At 52.7% G+C, this 17,281-nt stretch carries 13 protein-coding genes; 7 read left to right on the top strand and 6 right to left on the bottom strand.

The features are described 5' to 3' along the window. Positions 1–57 precede the first annotated feature (57 nt). Together ACYVJQ_RS13675 and ACYVJQ_RS13670 are read right to left on the bottom strand one after the other, a co-directional pair. Positions 58–2,205, bottom strand: coding sequence for a T9SS type A sorting domain-containing protein (locus tag ACYVJQ_RS13675; RefSeq protein WP_460893662.1), 2,148 nt, complete (start codon positions 2,203–2,205; stop codon positions 58–60). Positions 2,206–2,745: 540 nt separating this feature from the next. Further along, positions 2,746–3,156, bottom strand: coding sequence for a YciI family protein (locus ACYVJQ_RS13670; protein WP_460893661.1), 411 nt, complete (start codon positions 3,154–3,156; stop codon positions 2,746–2,748). A 204-nt stretch (positions 3,157–3,360) separates the two neighbouring features. Here ACYVJQ_RS13670 and ACYVJQ_RS13665 point away from each other — a divergent pair, with 204 nt between their 5' ends. The 4 genes from ACYVJQ_RS13665 to ACYVJQ_RS13650 all read left to right on the top strand — a co-directional run bounded on the left by ACYVJQ_RS13665 (position 3,361) and on the right by ACYVJQ_RS13650 (position 7,841). Further along, a complete protein-coding gene (locus ACYVJQ_RS13665) occupies positions 3,361–3,819 on the top strand; it encodes a hypothetical protein (RefSeq protein ID WP_460893660.1) in 459 nt (152 codons plus the stop codon). 4 nt (positions 3,820–3,823) lie between these two features. After that, positions 3,824–4,963, top strand: coding sequence for a hypothetical protein (locus ACYVJQ_RS13660; RefSeq protein WP_460893659.1), 1,140 nt, complete (start codon positions 3,824–3,826; stop codon positions 4,961–4,963). A 99-nt stretch (positions 4,964–5,062) separates the two neighbouring features. After that, complete coding sequence (locus tag ACYVJQ_RS13655; protein ID WP_460893658.1) at positions 5,063–7,255, top strand: prolyl oligopeptidase family serine peptidase; 2,193 nt, start codon at positions 5,063–5,065, stop codon at positions 7,253–7,255. Between the two features lie 109 nt (positions 7,256–7,364). Next, a complete protein-coding gene (locus ACYVJQ_RS13650) occupies positions 7,365–7,841 on the top strand; it encodes a GNAT family N-acetyltransferase (RefSeq protein ID WP_460893657.1) in 477 nt (158 codons plus the stop codon). A 101-nt stretch (positions 7,842–7,942) separates the two neighbouring features. Here ACYVJQ_RS13650 and ACYVJQ_RS13645 read toward each other — a convergent pair whose 3' ends face one another. Further along, entirely contained in the window at positions 7,943–8,263 is a 321-nt protein-coding gene (locus ACYVJQ_RS13645; protein ID WP_460893656.1) for a DUF4286 family protein, read from the bottom strand. An 86-nt stretch (positions 8,264–8,349) separates the two neighbouring features. Between ACYVJQ_RS13645 and ACYVJQ_RS13640 the strand changes: the two genes are divergently transcribed. Beyond that, complete coding sequence (locus tag ACYVJQ_RS13640; RefSeq protein WP_460893655.1) at positions 8,350–9,156, top strand: TonB family protein; 807 nt, start codon at positions 8,350–8,352, stop codon at positions 9,154–9,156. 48 nt (positions 9,157–9,204) lie between these two features. Here ACYVJQ_RS13640 and ACYVJQ_RS13635 read toward each other — a convergent pair whose 3' ends face one another. Next, a complete protein-coding gene (locus tag ACYVJQ_RS13635) occupies positions 9,205–10,440 on the bottom strand; it encodes an MFS transporter (RefSeq protein ID WP_460893654.1) in 1,236 nt (411 codons plus the stop codon). Between the two features lie 204 nt (positions 10,441–10,644). Between ACYVJQ_RS13635 and ACYVJQ_RS13630 the strand changes: the two genes are divergently transcribed. Beyond that, positions 10,645–11,526 (top strand): TraB/GumN family protein, encoded by an 882-nt coding sequence (locus tag ACYVJQ_RS13630; protein WP_460893653.1) that lies wholly within the window; start codon positions 10,645–10,647, stop codon positions 11,524–11,526. 487 nt (positions 11,527–12,013) lie between these two features. On the opposite strand, the gene ACYVJQ_RS13625 is transcribed toward ACYVJQ_RS13630, so the two are convergent. Both ACYVJQ_RS13625 and ACYVJQ_RS13620 read right to left on the bottom strand, forming a co-directional pair. After that, entirely contained in the window at positions 12,014–14,440 is a 2,427-nt protein-coding gene (locus tag ACYVJQ_RS13625; RefSeq protein WP_460893652.1) for a TonB-dependent receptor, read from the bottom strand. Between the two features lie 137 nt (positions 14,441–14,577). Further along, positions 14,578–14,904, bottom strand: a complete 327-nt coding sequence (locus ACYVJQ_RS13620) for a hypothetical protein (protein ID WP_460893651.1) — start codon at positions 14,902–14,904, stop codon at positions 14,578–14,580. A gap of 288 nt (positions 14,905–15,192) precedes the next feature. Between ACYVJQ_RS13620 and htpG the strand changes: the two genes are divergently transcribed. Next, the gene (htpG, locus tag ACYVJQ_RS13615) at positions 15,193–17,019 is read left to right on the top strand and encodes a molecular chaperone HtpG (protein WP_460893650.1); all 1,827 of its coding nucleotides are present in this window, start codon (positions 15,193–15,195) and stop codon (positions 17,017–17,019) included. Positions 17,020–17,281 lie beyond the last annotated feature (262 nt).

Below are 17,281 nucleotides of genomic sequence, written 5' to 3'. Positions count from 1 at the left end.
CAAGCCCATCCTGTTTTACGCCTGTTTTACCAAAAACGGCCTCAAAATAGGAGGGCGCTATTCCTCCTGCTTGTCTATTTTAACGTACCGTACCGTTCCTTTCTCGCGTCTGGATTGCCACCTGATAAGGTACAGCCCCTGACCAGCCACTGGTAGGGTGAGTTCATAGCGGTTAGACTGCGGCACCACGTTCACCGTGACTTCGCCAAAGAGGCGGCCGCTGAGGTCATAGATGGTCAGTTTTACAACATCTGCCTCTGTGGTATTGAAATACAGGAAGGTTTTGCCGCCACCGGGGTTAGGGGCCAGTTGCCGCACAAAAGACGGACCAGTAATCTGTATCACCTCAGAATACTCCAGCGTGCCGTTGGTCCTAATCAGCCGCAGGCGGTAATAGGTAAGGGCTGGGAACGGATTAGGATCAATGAACTGGTAAGATCGCGGCGAGGTGGAATTTCCGCTGGCTGGCACCGTGCCAATAGGCGTGTAGGTGACGCCGTCTTCACTTCTCTCCACCACAAACTCGGTGAGGCCGGTCTCGGTTTCGGTGCTCCATTTCAATAGCACCTGGTTGTTGGTGAACTCGCCGGTTAGTTTAAGCTGCTCTACGGGTATGGCACAGGCATTGGCGGGCTTGGGTACCATCTTGGCAATGTTGCAGGGCGAGGCCGTGGCGCTCAGGGCCATCACGTAGTTTCCGCCGGCAATGTCATTCTCTGGGTTAAGGGTACGGGAAGACTGGCCCCTGGCAACCGCATAGTGCATGACCGCCCGGGGCAGGATAAGGTGACTCAATTGGTGCCCGTGGCCCAACTCATGTACCACCACACTCTGGAAATCAAATTGAATGTTGGTAGAAATGGCCGGTCCATATTGCCAGTCGCTGCGCTGGGCAAACTCCATGTCAATTTCATCTACCCAGAAGTTAACCGTGGTGCCCAGGATACAGCCCCGGTACCGGCTAATGGTACGCCCCAGCACGTTGGCGGGCAACTCCCCGGAAGAGGCGAAGCGCACGGCGTTCACGTTATCATCGGCGGTGGTGGCAATAGGCGAATTAGAGGCGGTCACCCAGTTGATAAAGGTGGAGCAGGACCACTCGTTCATGGCGCGCTTAAAGGCATGCAGGGCCGGCGTATTGCTCTCAAAGCTGGCCCCAAACCTGAACGTGTAGCCACCCAGCCCGTTCTGCGAGATAAGCCGCGGCTGGAAGCTCTGCGAGGGAATGTTGCGGGCATTGTCTTCAAACTCTACGTTAGAAACCGCATAGATAATATTGATGGGCGCAGCCGAGGTGGCGGTGTTGGGGTCACTGTTCACTACCCTGAACGTGCCGGTGCCGGCGGTGCCTCCGTTCAGGCCCTGGCTGGGTACTTTCACCTTAATCTCGCTATCTGTCCAGCTAATGTAGTCTGTAGCCAATGGCTTGATAAACGAGGTACCCCCTTCATCTGCGTTACGGAACTCTACGTAGCCGCTTCCGCGCGTAGTCCCGAAGTTGGTGCCGGTGATGGTGAGCACATCGCCGGTGCCAGCCCTTAGGCTCAGGGGGCTAAAGCTGGTGATCAACGGAATAAGGCGGCGTTGGTTAGCGCTGGCGGGCTTAGGGGCCAAGGCTTCCTCCAGGTCTGGGTTGGCCTGCACGGTGCGGGGCGCGGTGCCAGAGAGGCGGGTCAGGGCTCCGTAGACTTCCAGGGGGATGGAGGCATATTTCTGGAACGGGTCACGCGCGGTGCCTTGCTCCAGTTCATAGCGTATAAAGCCCTGCATGCTCCCTGTCACGGTATAAGGCACGGTGTTTTTGCTTTTGGGCTTCTGCAGGAAAAAAACGCCCTGTTGCTGGGGTTTAAGCTGAAGCGTGGCCGAGTACACGTGCATGTCCAGGTCTACGCGGCCCCCTTCAGTAATGATCTCCACCTGGCTCCCCGCCGGAGTTCCCTTAAAGACTTTATAGACTTCCACCTGGTGGGCGGTGTAGATGTTCTCGTGCTTCTCGTCCCAGAAAGAACGCTGGCTGATTACCTTTCCCTCCACCACTACCTCAGAGGTTTGCACGCGCTCCTCCAAAGACAGGGGCAATAGCAGGCAGACTTCCTGCGCAAACGCTGAAGCGAGCGATATTATCCAGAGACCAGCTGCCAGCAGGCAGGCAGTGGCCGGATGTTTGGGAAAACGAAAAAATTGGTGGGTAAACCGGTGTTTCATGGTGACCGCTGGTTAACTGAATCCTGATATTTCTAAGGGGGGCAATTGTTCTTCCAACCTGGGAAACTACCGGTTAGATTCTGGGATTGCAATATAGCTACGGATTATATTACCTGTATGGATGGGAGAAGTAGGGTTTGGCTAAAAAAAGTTAAGGCACCCACCCCTAAAGGTACGTGCCTTGACCAAGCTAAACAGAAACTACTTCAAGGGGTAGAACGCTGGCAGAGGGCGGGGTATTGCCTTCACTTTGTGAAAATAGCGCTGTTTTAAGGCCATTTTCTGAAAAACAGGGGTAAAACAGGTCTATCTGTAAATACCTAAATTAAAACAGGCAGCTTCTGTAAAACTCTTACTTAGCACCTTTTACCTAACCCCATAAAAACGCAAAGGGATCTGACCGTTCTGGCCAAATCCCTTTAGTACTTTCACAACAACTATTTTGCCCCTAAAACGCAGGCAATAGGTGGTATATTGTGCAGGTATAAAAATTTATTTTCGTTTTGGGCCCGTTTTTCAAAAAATAGCCTCAAAACAGACTTATTGCAACTTAGCGCCCTTCTGGGAAAACCAGGGGTGCAGTTCCATGATAAGGCGGCCTGCCTTCACGGCTGGGTCTGCCTCGGTGAGCGCTTTGGCCTCTTCCATGGTTTTTACATTGAAAATGAAGATGCCACGCAGATCACCGTCATCCAGAAAGGGACCGGCCATGGTCAGCTTGCCATCGGCGGCCATTTTGTTGATATGGGCCATGTGCGCCGCCTGAATGTTGGCGGCGGTGAGGGAGTCATGGCTTCGGTTAGGTCCCTTTTTCAGGAAGGCCATGTAATAGGTTTTCATCTGGCCGTCCTGGGGTTCCTGCACAGTGGCGGCAGGCTTGGTTTGGGCATTGGCCGTTCCCGCAAAAGCCAGGAGCAAGAGGAGTAGAAGTAAATTACGGGTGGGTTTCATGGAGCGGGCTTGTAAAAAGTAAACCAATTAAAGGCCATTGGGCAAATATGCCAGTAGCTTCAAGCCAAAAAGGAACACATTTAACAGAATAGTTTCTAACCGGGCTTAATCCAATGTCGGCGCAAATGGCCCGGGCTGTTTAGTGGTATTGGGAAAATACCCCGCTTTTCTTTAATATGGGTGCAGAAAGCCTTTGTGATGCGTATGCCTTCCCGTTCCCGGCGCCTTCTTTGTCTGCAAGTATTAGTGGTGGTCAGCATCCTGGGGTCCTTATTTTCTTCTTTCACCCTGATTAAGGGCTGGGGCGAACTCTACCCCTTTGCCAACTGGAAACTCTTCACGCAGCCCCGCGGCAGCGACAACCACTACAGCACCTATCGTATCTACACCCGTCAGCCAGGCCAGGCTACCTTTCAGCGGCAGGCGGTGCGGGCCACCCGTACGTTTGACCAGGATGATTACGTGTATACCCTTGACTACTGGGTAAACCGGACCCTGGCAGACAGCGCCCACGCTACCCAAAGCCGGACAAAACTGCATGCCCTGGTCAAGTACCTGCACCCGCAGGCCCAGGAATACCGCGTGGTAAAGGAAAGCGCCACAGTGCAGGACTTGCTACAGCACCCGCAAATCTTTAAAGCTTATACCGTTGTCCGTTTTTAAGGTCATGATGCCACCCACCTCTCAGGCCGAAGGAAAACAGACTCAGGGCAGTCTGCACAACCGGTATTGGCGGGCCGCTTTTGATTTCTATTACGCAGAGCAGGCGCTAAGGCTTTTCACGTTTGTGTGGCTGTATTGGGCCCTGGAGAAATATGCCATGTACCTGCAACGGCCAACTGACCTTTATGAACCTTTGACTTGGGTGGGGAGGTTAGTGGCCCCTGAGTTGCCGGGCAAAGAGCTTTTCTGGCTGGTAGCGGCCATCTGTGCCGTAATAAACCTGGTAAAGCTGGTTCATAAAAAAAGCCTGTGGCTGCAGGCATTTTTGGCGGCGGGCTTGCTGTGGATCAATCTGGTGCTGTGGAGTTATGGGTACCTGCCGCACGTGAACCACCTGTTTCTGCTGGCGCACCTTTTTCTGGTGTTCGTGCAAGTGCACCATCCCGCCAGAAATACACCTGATCGGGTACAATACACTATTATCAATTGGTTCTACTTCGGGTTGCTATTTGTGTACACGCTGTCGGGGATTTGGAAAATAGCGGCGCTGGGCAAGAAAATGCTCTCTGCGGGTACAGACGTGCATTGGCTTCGGCCCGAGGCCGCGCTCTATAACGCAGTGGTCAGTTTCCGGGACTATGACCAGCCCTTTGCCATGGCACAGCTTTATGCAGATTGGCCGTGGGTGTGGCAACTAGGGTTCGTGTTGGTGCTGTACATGCTCACTTCGGCGGTAGCCGCGGCCTGGCACCCACCGTTACGGCCCTGGGTAGGCGGGTTTCTGGTGCTGTTTCACCTTATCAACCAGTTTGCCTTCCTTATTTTCTTTGTGGTAGCCTGCCTCACGCTGGTTTGCCTGTTTTTCCCGTATGGATTAGTGCTCAGGCAGTACCGGCAGAAGCTGGCGGTGCCTACTCAGGTACTCTTTGAAGGGAAAGGAAACCTCGCCCGCTACCGGCGGCGGTACCAAGACTGGGAGGGCCAAGAAGAGGTGTTTAGAGGATTTGAGGCCTACCGGCAGCGGCTCCTGGACACGCATTATTACCGGGCGGGGCTGCTGTACCTGCCCGGGGTGAAGGCCGTTACCCGGCTTTGGTGGCAGATACTGCCGGGGGCTAACGGAAAAGAAACGCCGGCTGCGTAACTTTGGAATAACCGAGTTACTTAAAGCCGCCCTAACAGGAGCGGCCATCACTTTTTGCATCTTTCTTTCGTCTATATAAGTACATTAAGACCAACCTCTATGAACAAAACCGCTGTATATGTTTGTATTGCTGCGTTGGCGGCAATGACCGGCTGTAAAACCAGCCCGGCTCCCACCTCAGGGGCCACCGCTCCTACAGCCCCAACGGCCGAAGCGCCCGCCGTGGCTACCAAATCTTCGCTTATGTACCCCAAAACCGAGAAAATAAACCACGTTGACACCTACCATGGCACCCAGGTCCCCGATCCTTACCGCTGGCTGGAAGCCGACACCGCCCAGAACGTGGCCGAATGGGTAAGGGCCCAAAACAAGGTCACCTTTGATTACTTGGCTAAAATCCCGTTCCGGGAGCAGATCAAACAGCGCCTCACCAAACTCTGGAACTACCCTAAATACGGGGCTCCCTTCCGTGAAGGCGCCTATTACTATTTCACTAAGAACGATGGTCTCCAGAACCAGGCCGTGATTTACCGCCAGAAAGGCCTGGACGGCACCCCGGAACTGTTCCTGGACCCCAACAAACTGTCCGCTGACGGCACCACGTCTTTGGGTAGCCTGGACTTCAGCAAAGACGCCAAGTACGCGGTGTATACCACCTCTACGGGCGGTTCAGACTGGCGTGACGCCTATGTGCTGGATGTTGCCACCGGCAAGAAGCTGTCTGATGAGCTTCACTGGATCAAGTTCTCGGGTACCAGCTGGTACAAAGACGGGTTCTTCTACAGCCGCTACGCAGAGCCTACCAAGGGCTCCAAGATGGCTAACAAGAACGAGAACCACCAGGTGTATTACCACAAGGTAGGAACGCCCCAAAGCCAGGATAAACTCATCTGGGAAGCCAAAGGCCACCCGCTGCGCCTGCTGTTCGCCAGTACCACTGAAGACGAGAAATACCTTATCCTCACTGCTTCTGAGGGAACCAGCAACAACTCTTTGTACGTGAAGGACCTCAGCAAACCCAACAGCCCCATTGTGCCGCTGGTAGAGACCTTTGACAAAGAGTACGGCGTGGTAGAGAACGTAGGTGACAAGCTGATTGTGCTTACCAACCAGGGCGCCCCCAAATACAAGCTCATCCAGATTGACCTCAAGAAGCCGCAGCAAGCCAACTGGAAAACCCTGGTAGCAGAGACCGACAATGTGCTGGGAGGCGTAGATTTAGTTGGGGGCAAGCTTATCCTCAACTACATGAAAGACGCCGCCACGCTGGTACGCGTGCATGACACCAACGGCAAATGGCTGCATGACGTGCAACTGCCTACCCTGGGTTCGGCGGGGGGCTTTGGTGGCAAGAAGGAAGACAAGACCGTGTTCTACACCTTCAACTCCTTCACCTACCCCAGCGCCGTGTACCAGTATGACGTAGCCGCCAATAAATCTACCCTGTACCGCAAAGCCGAGGTAGACGTGGACATGGAGGCTTATGAAACCAAGCAGGTCTTTTACCCCAGCAAGGACGGCACCAAGATTCCTATGTTCATTGTGCACAAAAAAGGCCTGGCCCTGAACAGCAATAACCCCACTTACCTATACGCCTACGGCGGATTCAATTCCTCTACCACCCCGGGCTTCAGTATCTCACGCATGCTGTGGCTGGAAAACGGCGGCGTGCTGGCCATTGCCAACATACGCGGCGGGGGCGAGTACGGCGAGGCCTGGCACAAAGCCGGCATGACCCCTAACAAGCAGAACGTATTTGATGACTTCATTGCCGCCGCCGAGTACCTGGTGGGACAGAAATACACTTCATCCCAGAAACTGGCCATTGCCGGGGGCTCTAACGGCGGTCTGCTCATTGGTGCCGTAGCCAACCAGAGGCCAGAATTATTCAAGGTAGCCCTGCCGGCCGTAGGGGTAATGGACATGCTACGCTTCCACAAGTTCACCATTGGCTGGGCTTGGGTACCGGAGTACGGTTCCTCAGATGACGCCGCGCAGTTCCAGAACCTGCTGGCGTTCTCGCCTATCCACAACATCAAGGAAGGCGTGAGCTACCCGGCCACACTGGTCACCACCGCAGATCATGACGACCGCGTGGTGCCGGCCCACTCCTTCAAGTACATTGCCACGCTGCAGGAGAAAGGCGCCGGGCCCAACCCCTACCTAATCAGGGTAGACGTGAAAGCCGGTCACGGCGCCGGGAAGTCTACCACGGCCCAGATCGCTGAGGCCGCTGATGTCTGGTCATTTGTCTTTTATAACATGGGTGTGAATCCCTACGCAGGGAAGTAACACTTCCTGATAAAGGAAAAGCCGGGGCCCACGCTCCGGCTTTTTTTATTGAATGGCGGGTATTGTAACTTGCGCCTCGCCCGCCGGGCGCTCTAACCAAAGAAAGACCATGAGTGTAACCGTAACCATAAGAAAAGGAACTGAGGCCGATTTGCCCGGTGTGCATGCCCTGATTGTAGAACTGGCCGTGTTTGAGAAAGCCCCCAATGAAGTGACCAACACCCTGGAAGACATGCGCCGCGACGGGTTTGGCCAGGAGCCTATCTTTGAGTTCTACGTGGCAGATTCTGTGGAGAAAGGAATTGTGGGCATTGCCCTTTATTACACCGCCTATTCCACCTGGAAAGGCAAGATGCTGTTCCTGGAGGATATTGTGGTGACAGAGAGCCTGAGAAGGCAAGGCATAGGCCGGCTGCTGTTCAACGCCGTGGTTGAGGCTGCCAAAGCAGGCCGCTACAAGCGCATGAAATGGCAGGTACTGGACTGGAACGAGCCGGCCATCAATTTCTACCGCAGCATTGGCGCCGACCTGGACGGGGAATGGATTAACTGTAACCTAAGCGAGCAGCAACTGCAGCAGTTCTAATCTTATTTTGCCAACCAAAAAAACGGCCTGGAGACGAATGCGTTTCCAGGCCGTTTTTGTAAAAGTAAGGCCAAAACAAAAATGCGCCCTGGCTGAAATTGTTATGGCTTGGCGGGGTTCTCTACTACCTCCAATACCGTCCGGAAGGCCACGTACTGTCCGGGGTATTTGGCCTGCATTCTGGATTGCATGTCCTGGTCATGCTCGCGGTGGTATTCCAGCAGGTCATCCATGTGGCGGGCGTAGTATTGGATGGCGTAGGTAGAACCACCGGTTTCCTCTTCCTCCATGACTTTGGCAATCTGGTAATTAAGGAAATACGTGGTGGCCATGACGGCCGGGATATGGGTTTCCTGCATCCACTGCAGCCACTCGGCGGCCACGGTGTTATCTATGCTTACGGTTTCGTTGAAAAGAATCATTCCCAAAATTAGTGCTTATCTTGCTATAACATATATTCATCCAAAAAAGGTGCCTTACTAAAGGTAGGCGCGTTATCTGAAATCTAATGAGAAATTGTATTCTGGTCGTGCTCCTGTGGGGCTGGGCCTCCATGGCCGGGCTTTGCCAGGCAGACAGCGCCATTTACCTGAGCGCAAGTTACAAGCCGGTGCCCAAAGATAGAGCCGTGTACTTTAGGGTAGACCGGGTATTAGACGCCAAAACAGGGAAGGGCTACCGGCATGAATATTTTATCTCAGGCGCTAAATACCAGCAAATCAACTATGCCAAGCTAGACTCCGTGCGGGAAGGGCCTACGCTGCTTTGGCACAAGAACGGGCAGCTGGAACAGAGGGAAAACTATGTCCACAACAAGCTGCAGGGTAAATCTGAGGGATGGTTTGACGACGGCCACCTGAAGTTTGTGCGGCATTATGAAAAGGGCAAGCTGCACGGTGAGGTAAAGTCCTTCCACCAGAGCGGCCAGCTGCGGCGGCAGGACATGTACGCCGCCGGCGAGTTGGTGGAGGGCCATTGCTTTGACGAACAGGGAGCCGAGGTACTCCATTATCCCCATATGCTTATGCCGGAGTTCCCCGGAGGCCTGGAGGCAATGATGGGTTACATTGGTCGCTCGGTCAAAATACCCTTCGGTATGCGCCTGGCCGGGGCCGAGGGAAGGGCCTTGATCGGTTTTATAATAGACAAAAACGGCAAGGTGTCAAACGTGGAGGTGCTGCAGACCAGCCACGAGGCCCTGGGCAAAGCCGGCATCAATGCCATTAAGTCCATGCCCCGTTGGGCGCCCGGTCAGCAGGAAGGCGAGAAAGTGTCTGTCCGCTATACCGTCCCTATCAAGATAAAGTTTGTCTAGACTCAGGCGTTTTGGGCCTGTTTTTCTAAAAACAGGCCCAAAACGCCTTTACTCATGGTAATCAAGGTCTTTGCTGAAGCTTTCCGGCAGCGTACTAATAGACACCAGGGCAATCACAATGGAAACGGCTCCTAGCAAGGCGGCAGTCTCCAGGATACCCAGGTTGCCTTGCAGGCCTTTAAAAGAAAGCGTGAGAATGACCACCGCCCCGCGCACAAAGTTGGGCACGGTGGTAGTGACCGTGGCCCTGATGTTAGTCCCGAACTGCTCGGCGGCAATGGTCACAAACACGGCCCAGTAGCCACCGCCAAACCCCAGCGCTACGCACAGGGCATAGAAATACGTTTCGCTGGCGCCCTGCGCGAGCAGGAACAGCGCAATATTACCGGCCAGTAACAACAGAAAGATCATAACCACTTTCTTGCGGCTCTTCAGTTTCTGGCTCAACAGCCCACTGGCCAGATCGCCCAGGGTAAGGCCCAGGTAAGAGAAAGCAATGCCCTTGGCCGCCGAGATGGGCACCGGAATGTTTAGTGCCTGGCTAATCTCTGGGGAGAAAGTAATCAAGACCCCAATCACAAACCAGATAGGAATACCAATTAGAATGCATTTTAGGTATTTGAGAAAACGGGTGCCGTTGGTGAACAGGCTCAGGAAGTTACCTCTGGCCACCGCCTGTTGTTGCGTGCGGGCAAACATGCCAGATTCATAAACCCCAATCCGGAGCACGAGCAGCAACAGGCCCAGCCCCCCGCCCACAAAATAAGCGGTGCGCCAGTGAAAGTATTCCCCAATAATTCCCGCCAGGATGGCCCCCGAAATACCCACAGACGCCACGATAGTGGTGCCATACCCTCGTTTTTCTTTGGGTAAAACCTCGCTCACCAGCGTAATACCAGCCCCCAGTTCCCCGGCCAGGCCAATGCCTGCAATAAAACGAAGCCAAGCATATGCTTCCAGATTAGATACGAAGCCATTGGCTATGTTCGCGGCAGAGTACAAAAAAATAGACCCAAATAATACCGAGATTCGACCCCTTTTATCCCCTAATATGCCCCAGAAGATGCCTCCCAGCAACATGCCGGTCATTTGCATATTTATAAGATATACGCCCTGGCTCAAAAGTTGGGCAGGGTTGGTTACGCCTAAGTCTTTAAGGCTGGTGATACGCACAATACTGAATAGAACCAAGTCATATATGTCTACAAAGTACCCTAGTGCAGCTATTATAACCGCCGTATTTAAGATTCTGGGCTGATAAACCGAAGAAGAGGTTGTTGGCATGAAAGGACGAGCAGGAATAAGGTTAGAACTATTTAAAGTTTATGCTTGGAGAAAATTTATGTGGTTTTAGAAATGTTAAGATTTAACCTATATTAAGTTGCTTTCACCGAGTTTTTATACTCGTTCGTCGGAATTATAGGGGGTGAAAGGTTGCACTGCGAAAAAAAAATTATATTTTTGTTCAAGTTCTGTAACCTTAAGCAAATGGGCACGTATAGAGGCGGTTTTTTTTCTGTTTTTGTGGCTTTATTCCTAATAGGTCTGGTCTGGCCAAAAGTAGGGAATTGTGATACTCCTGAAACAAAGGAAAAGTCCTTGCTATGGAAGATAAGTGGTAAAGGTATAAAGACCTCTTATCTCTACGGAACGTTCCATTTAGTACCCAAAGCCCAGTTTGCTCTGCCTGAAAAGGTAACACAAAAACTTGAAAAATCCGAAACGGTCGTGTTTGAAGTAGATCTGGACAGCCCCAAACTGTCTCGTATGATCTCTAAGTCCATGCACATGGCCAAACCCATTGAAAGCCTTATGACGGCGCAGGACTATACGCTGTTTGCCAAGTTCGTGCGTGACAGCCTGGAGCGCAACATGCAAGTGTTCCGGTATATTAAACCGGCGTTCCTGGGTCAGTTACTTCTCTACCCTAAATTACTGGGGTACAGCCCAGAGTCTTATGACCTGGCCCTGCTTAACCTGGCTAAAAAGGAACACAAGGTCATTAAATCACTGGAAACCCCTGAAGAGCAGGTAGCCCTGTTCGAGAAAACCTCCCTGGAAACCCAGACCTCCCAACTCCTCCAGAATATAAAGCAGTTCAACCGCCAGCGCAAACTCATGAAGGACATGCTGAGCCTGTACCAGGAAGAAGACCTATATGGCCTCTATGACCTGATCAATGCCCAGGAAGATAATTCACAAGACCTGCTGCTGAATGAGCGGAATGAGAAATGGCTGGCGCCCTTGCTGACCATGATGCAGAAAAGCTCTTCTTTTGTGGCGGTAGGCGCGGCCCACTTGCCCGGCGACCAAGGATTGATTCAGTTGTTAAGAAACAAAGGCTTTAAAGTAGAGCCGGTATTGAGATAAACTTTACTATTTGAGAGAAACATCTACTATCCCTTTATTAACCAAAGGCCAGCTTCAGAACAGAGGCTGGCCTTTTGGTTTTTCAAGGGTTGCATTCTTGAAAGTAGCGCCTTATTGGTTTGGAAAAGTTAGAAGGCACTTCCTGCTTTTAAACCCACTTGGGAAAACGCCAAAAACCTTCCCGGGAAACGGGAGCAATAAGCAGAAATCTGCCCAGCCGTTTTAAGCATGTTTTTAAGAAAATAGGCTTAAAACGGCTAGGCTCATTATCTATTCTGACTTATCCATTCTGTCTCATCCATTTTGTCATCCTGAAAGTATTTTGGTGGCGAACGGTAAGCATGCATTGTTCAAAATAATCAGAGAAGGCTTAGTCCACTGAAGCTGCTTTTGCTATTTTTTGAAACGCATGGCAACAAAAAAAGGCGCGGGAGAAAGCTCCCGCGCCTTTTGTCTTGTAGGTAAATTAGAAGTTTAGAACCGTTGTTTACCCAAATGGCACCATCACCTTAATGCTCACGTTTCGGCCCATGTTGTACACACCAGTCCGGCCGGTGGCTGGGTTTTCTGGGGCGTACTTGAGGCGGCTGAGGTGGCTTTGGTACGCTCTGTCTAAGATGTTATTGCCAATAAGGTAAACCGAGAGCCTAGTCTTGCCGGCGGCATTAGTCAGGTTTCCGCCTACACCCAGGTTCAGGAGGCTGTAGCCGGGAGTAGGTGTCTCAGTGCCAAAAGCGGTGTAGACCTTGTTCTGGGCAAAGTAGTTCTCCAGTTCCGCCTTGGCGTACCAGTTCCTGATGTAGGTGCCGGCCGTAGGGAAACTTACCCGAAGCTCTGAACTCAGGCGCGGGGCCGGGGTAAAGGGCAGATACTTCCTATCCTGGGGTACATCTTTCTGGATGGAGCGCACCCACGAAAAGGAAGTTTCCAGGTGCAGCCAGTCCAGGGGGTGCGGGTGAATGTCCATGGTAAACTCGCCGCCATACACGTAGGCATCGCCCTGCACATATTTGAAGGTAGGGGCCAGGTCATCTGCCTCACCAGACAGGGAATCGCCGCCCAGCACGCTGGTCAGTTTCTGCGCGAAGATGTAGTTCTGGATGTTGTTCCGGAAGCCGTTTACCCCGAGGGTAATGTGCTTGGTGTCATAGGTAAGGCCGGCGTCTGCTTGCAGGCTGGTCTCTGCGGTAAGGCGGGTGTTGCCCAGTTCATACCTAAACGTACCCTCATGGCGCCCATTAGACGCCAGTTCCGCAATGTTAGGCGACCGGAACCCGCGGGCCAGGTTGGCTTTCACGGTCAGGCGTTCATTGAGGCTGTAGGTGGCGCCCACGCTACCAGACACATTGGAGAAAGTACTGGTGAAGGCGTCAAACTTGGTTTCAGAAGCAGTTGATGGGTCTGTGGTGAATTCGTCTTCCTCTGTCAGAAACAAGGCATCTGAGGAAATGCTGCGGTAGTCATAGCGCAGGCCGCCGCTCAGGTGCAAGGGCCCAAATTCCCGCTTCAGGTACCCAAAAACCCCGGCATCCCACAGACGATATTCAGGGATGATTACTTCCTCGCCTTCGTTGCGGTTCTGCTGTACCATGCCGTTCACGCCAACAGTGGGTTCCCAACCGCCTAGGGTTGGCAGAAAGTATTTCACGTCATAGTTGACGGTGTTCAGGCGCATGGCCAGTTCCTCTTCCTGGGTGTCTACCGGGTTGCCGTACTCGCGGCGCAGGTTCTGCTGCCAGGCCAGGTTGAAGGTAAGCCGTGATTTGTCAAAGACCAGGTTGTTCTGCGAGGCCACCCTAAAATGGTTGATGCGTTGCTGCGGAATGCCCAGGTCATAGCCTTTCAGATCTTCATTGGTAACTGGTTCCTCTTCGGCTTGGCCGTCATGGTTCACCAGTTTCAGGAAGGTGCCTTCCTCATCGCGTTCGCCCTCTACCAAACCCACGGTCTGGTTAAAGGTGCTGAAGGCCAGATGCGAATAGCCCCAGCTTTTGTTCAACCCCACGTATCCGTTGGCGTTGGTTTCCCTAAACCCAGAGTTGTACACGCGGCCGTCAAAGTCATTGCGGTAGTTTCCGGCCACTTTCTGGCTTAGGCGCGCGGCCCAGTTAAAGCCGTTCAGGTTGCCGGCGTTGTAGGCAGAATAGCCCAGCAGGTTGTTATTGGTCTGGTAATTAGTAGTGAGGTTGCCAATTACCTTGCCCTCGGCGATAGGGTCTGGGGTGAGGAAATTGAGCACGCCGGCTATACCGTCTGAACCATACATAAGGCTGCCGGGGCCTTTCACAATCTCGGCCCGCTCCACAGAGTACTCGTCAATCTCAATACCGTGTTCGTCGCCCCACTGCTGGCCTTCTTGTTTGATGCCATCGTTGAGGGTGATGATGCGGTTAAAGCCCAGCCCCCGGATAACCGGCTTGGAGATACCCGCGCCGGTGGAGATCTGCGCCACGCCCGGTGTTTTGGCAATGGCGTCAATCACGTTGGTGGCGCTGGTGCGGTCTAGTTGCTCGCGGCCTACCACGGTGGTGGCCACGGGGTTCAGGCGGGCCTCCGTTGAGGAGGAAACACCGGTCACCACCACGGCCCGCACTTCCACCACAGAAGGGGCCAGGGCCAGATTGAACGTGGTGGTGCCATTAATGGTAACGGGCAAAGCCTTGGTGATATAGCCCACGTATCGGACTTCGGCCAGAAAGCGGCCTTTAGGTAAATTATCAAGCTGGTAACGGCCATTGAGGTCTGTAGAGGCGGCGCGTTTGAGGTCAGTGAGGTAAATGGTGGCTCCAATGAGCGGGGCCTTGGTCTGGCCATCTGTAATGGTGCCCGAGAGCGAGTGGGTTGCCTGGGAGAAAGCGCGGCCACCACTCAGGAGCAAGACCGCCAAAAGCAGAAAATATTTAGGGAATGACATTCTATCTAAGTTATGAGAATAGGAAGACAAGCCGCTAATAGCAGCATAAGCCCCTGCCGTTTAACTATACGGGAGGCTGTTAAGAAATGGAACGCTAGCCCAAGGAGAACAAGGGCTTCATTCTGAGAAAAATACGGTTAGGCCACGGCGGGCGGTCCGCGCGGAGAGGCGGTGTGCGGGTAGCTGAATTTCCAGACGAAGGCGTAGCCTATCTGGTAACTATCTTCCAGGGTGAGAGGGGTAGTGAATACCACCACGGTCTCTGAAGGCTGGAAAGGGATGTTGAAAAGCTCGGCGGTAGGGCAGTGCGTGTGCTGGTGGTCTACGTGCGTACGGCGCTCATCATGGGGTTTGTGCTCTGTGTGCGTATGGGCGTGTAGGGCCACCAGTACCTTGTCAGGTACCATCACCCGCATGAAAAGCAGGAGCAATAGGTAGGCGCTTACGTTCCGGAGGTTTCGCACAGACAGTTGATGTATCTACAAATATATAATAATCTTTTTTGTTAGGAGCCGGGCTACCCGCTGACTTATGGTTTTTGCCCCGGTGGGGAAGTGCTGTTTTGAGGCCGTTTTTAGGAAAACAGGCTCAAAACAGCGGGGCTGGCTTTCTCTGCGGCGGCAGGCCTGGCATTGCTTAGGGCTAATGTATGCGGCTATTTCTGCCATCCTGTCACTTTTTGAGCTCTGGAACAGCTTTTGCCAAGCCTCCTCTACAAAACCGCAACAAATATCATTTTTATAGATAACGAAATGGAAGAAAAAGGCACGATTTCGATTCACACCGAGAACATTTTCCCCATCATCAAGAAATTCCTGTACTCAGACCACGAGATTTTCTTGCGCGAATTAGTTTCTAACGCCGTGGATGCGAGCCAGAAAGCTAAGAGCCTCTCCAGCATTGGCGAGCTGAAAGGCGACCTGGGCGAACTGAAGGTGACGGTGAAAGTGGACAAGGAGAAAAAGCAGATCATCATCTCTGACAACGGGATAGGGATGACCGCCGAGGAGATCAAGAAATACATTAACCAGATTGCCTTCTCGGGCGCCACTGAGTTTGTGGAGCGCTACAAAGACTCCAACGCCGACAAAAGCCAGATCATCGGTCAGTTCGGTTTAGGTTTCTACTCGGCGTTTATGGTGGCCAGCACCGTAGAGATTGACACTTTGTCGCATGCAGACGGCGCTGAGCCCGCGCACTGGACCTGCGACGGCTCCACGGAGTTCACCATCACCACCGGCACCCGCACCGAGCGCGGCACGGATGTGATCCTCAACATCGCCGAGGACTCTGAGGAGTTCCTGGAGGAGGCCCGCCTGCAGACCATCTTGAACAAATACTGCAAGTTCCTTCCAATCCCGGTAGAGTTCAACGGCGAGATTATCAACAACCCGAACCCTATCTGGACCAAGTCGCCGTCTGATTTGACCGATGAGGACTACAAGAATTTCTACAAAGAGCTGTACCCGTTCTCAGAGGACCCGCTGTTCTGGATTCACCTCAACGTGGACTATCCGTTCAACCTGACCGGTATTCTGTACTTCCCTAAGGTGAAGAACGAGTTTGACTTCCAGAAAAACAAAATCCAGCTCTACAGCCGCCAGGTGTTCATCACCGACGAGGTGAAAGACGTGGTGCCGGAGTTCCTGATGCTGTTACACGGCGTGATAGACTCCCCGGACATTCCGTTGAACGTGAGCCGCTCGTTCCTGCAGGCAGACGCCAACGTGAAGAAGATCAATACCTACATTACCCGTAAGGTGGCCGATAAACTGAACGAGATCTACAAGAAAGACCGCAGCGCCTATGAGGAGAAGTGGAACGACATTGCGGTGTTCGTGAAATACGGCATGCTCTCAGATGACAAGTTCTATGAGAAAGCCAAAGACTTCGCGTTGCTGCAAAGCACTGATGGAAAATATTCTACTTTAGAAGAATACCGCGCCCTGGTGCAGGCCAACCAAACCGACAAAGACGGCAATCTGGTCATCTTATACACCACCGATCCTGAGAAGCAGCACGCCTTCATTGAGACTGCCCAGAACCGCAACTATGACGTGGTGAAGCTGGACACCATGATTGACCCGCACTTCATTGGGCAGCTGGAGCAGAAACTGGAGAAAACCACGCTCAAGCGCGTAGATGCTGATACCATTGACAAGCTCATCCAGACGGATGCCAAGCCTGAGAGCGTGCTCTCTGAGGAGGAGACCACCCGCCTGAAGGAACTCTTTGAGAAGGCCATCTCTAACCAGAGCATGACCGTCACGGTAGAAGCCCTAAGCACCGATGACCAACCGGTGATTATTACCCTGCCTGAGTTCATGCGTCGCATGAAGGACATGAGCCGCATGGGTGGCGGTGGCATGATGATGATGGGCAACATGCCCGACATGTACAACGTGACCATCAATGCCAACCACCCCATCAACCACCGCATCTTAAAAGCCAAGGATGACCGCGGTGAGAAGATTGCCAAGCAGGCCTATGATCTGGCGCTGCTCTCGCAGAACATGCTTTCCGGCGCGGCCCTAACCGCGTTTGTGAAGCGTAGCGTGGAGCTGATTGACAAAGAGTAGTGATTAAAGTTTAGTTGTTGGAAAGAGGCCAGAGTAATCTGGCCTCTTTTTTTGGCGTTCTGGTTTCTAATCTTAGTTGGTCTTTATAAACGTTTCTTTTTTTATTCATCTAGTTCTCTATTATTGGTCCTTCTTCTCTAATCTATAGTCTTATTTCACGTCTCTCTTTCCTGTCATCCTGAACGGATCTTGGTAGCGCACGGTAATGACATTGAATTCACGCTACTGCCGTTCGCCCACAAGGTCCTTTCAGGATGACAAA

Source organism: Rufibacter soli, from assembly GCF_054781795.1.
Note: the sequence above shows the minus strand (reverse complement) of the source record. Positions and strands in the feature narration are given on the sequence as shown.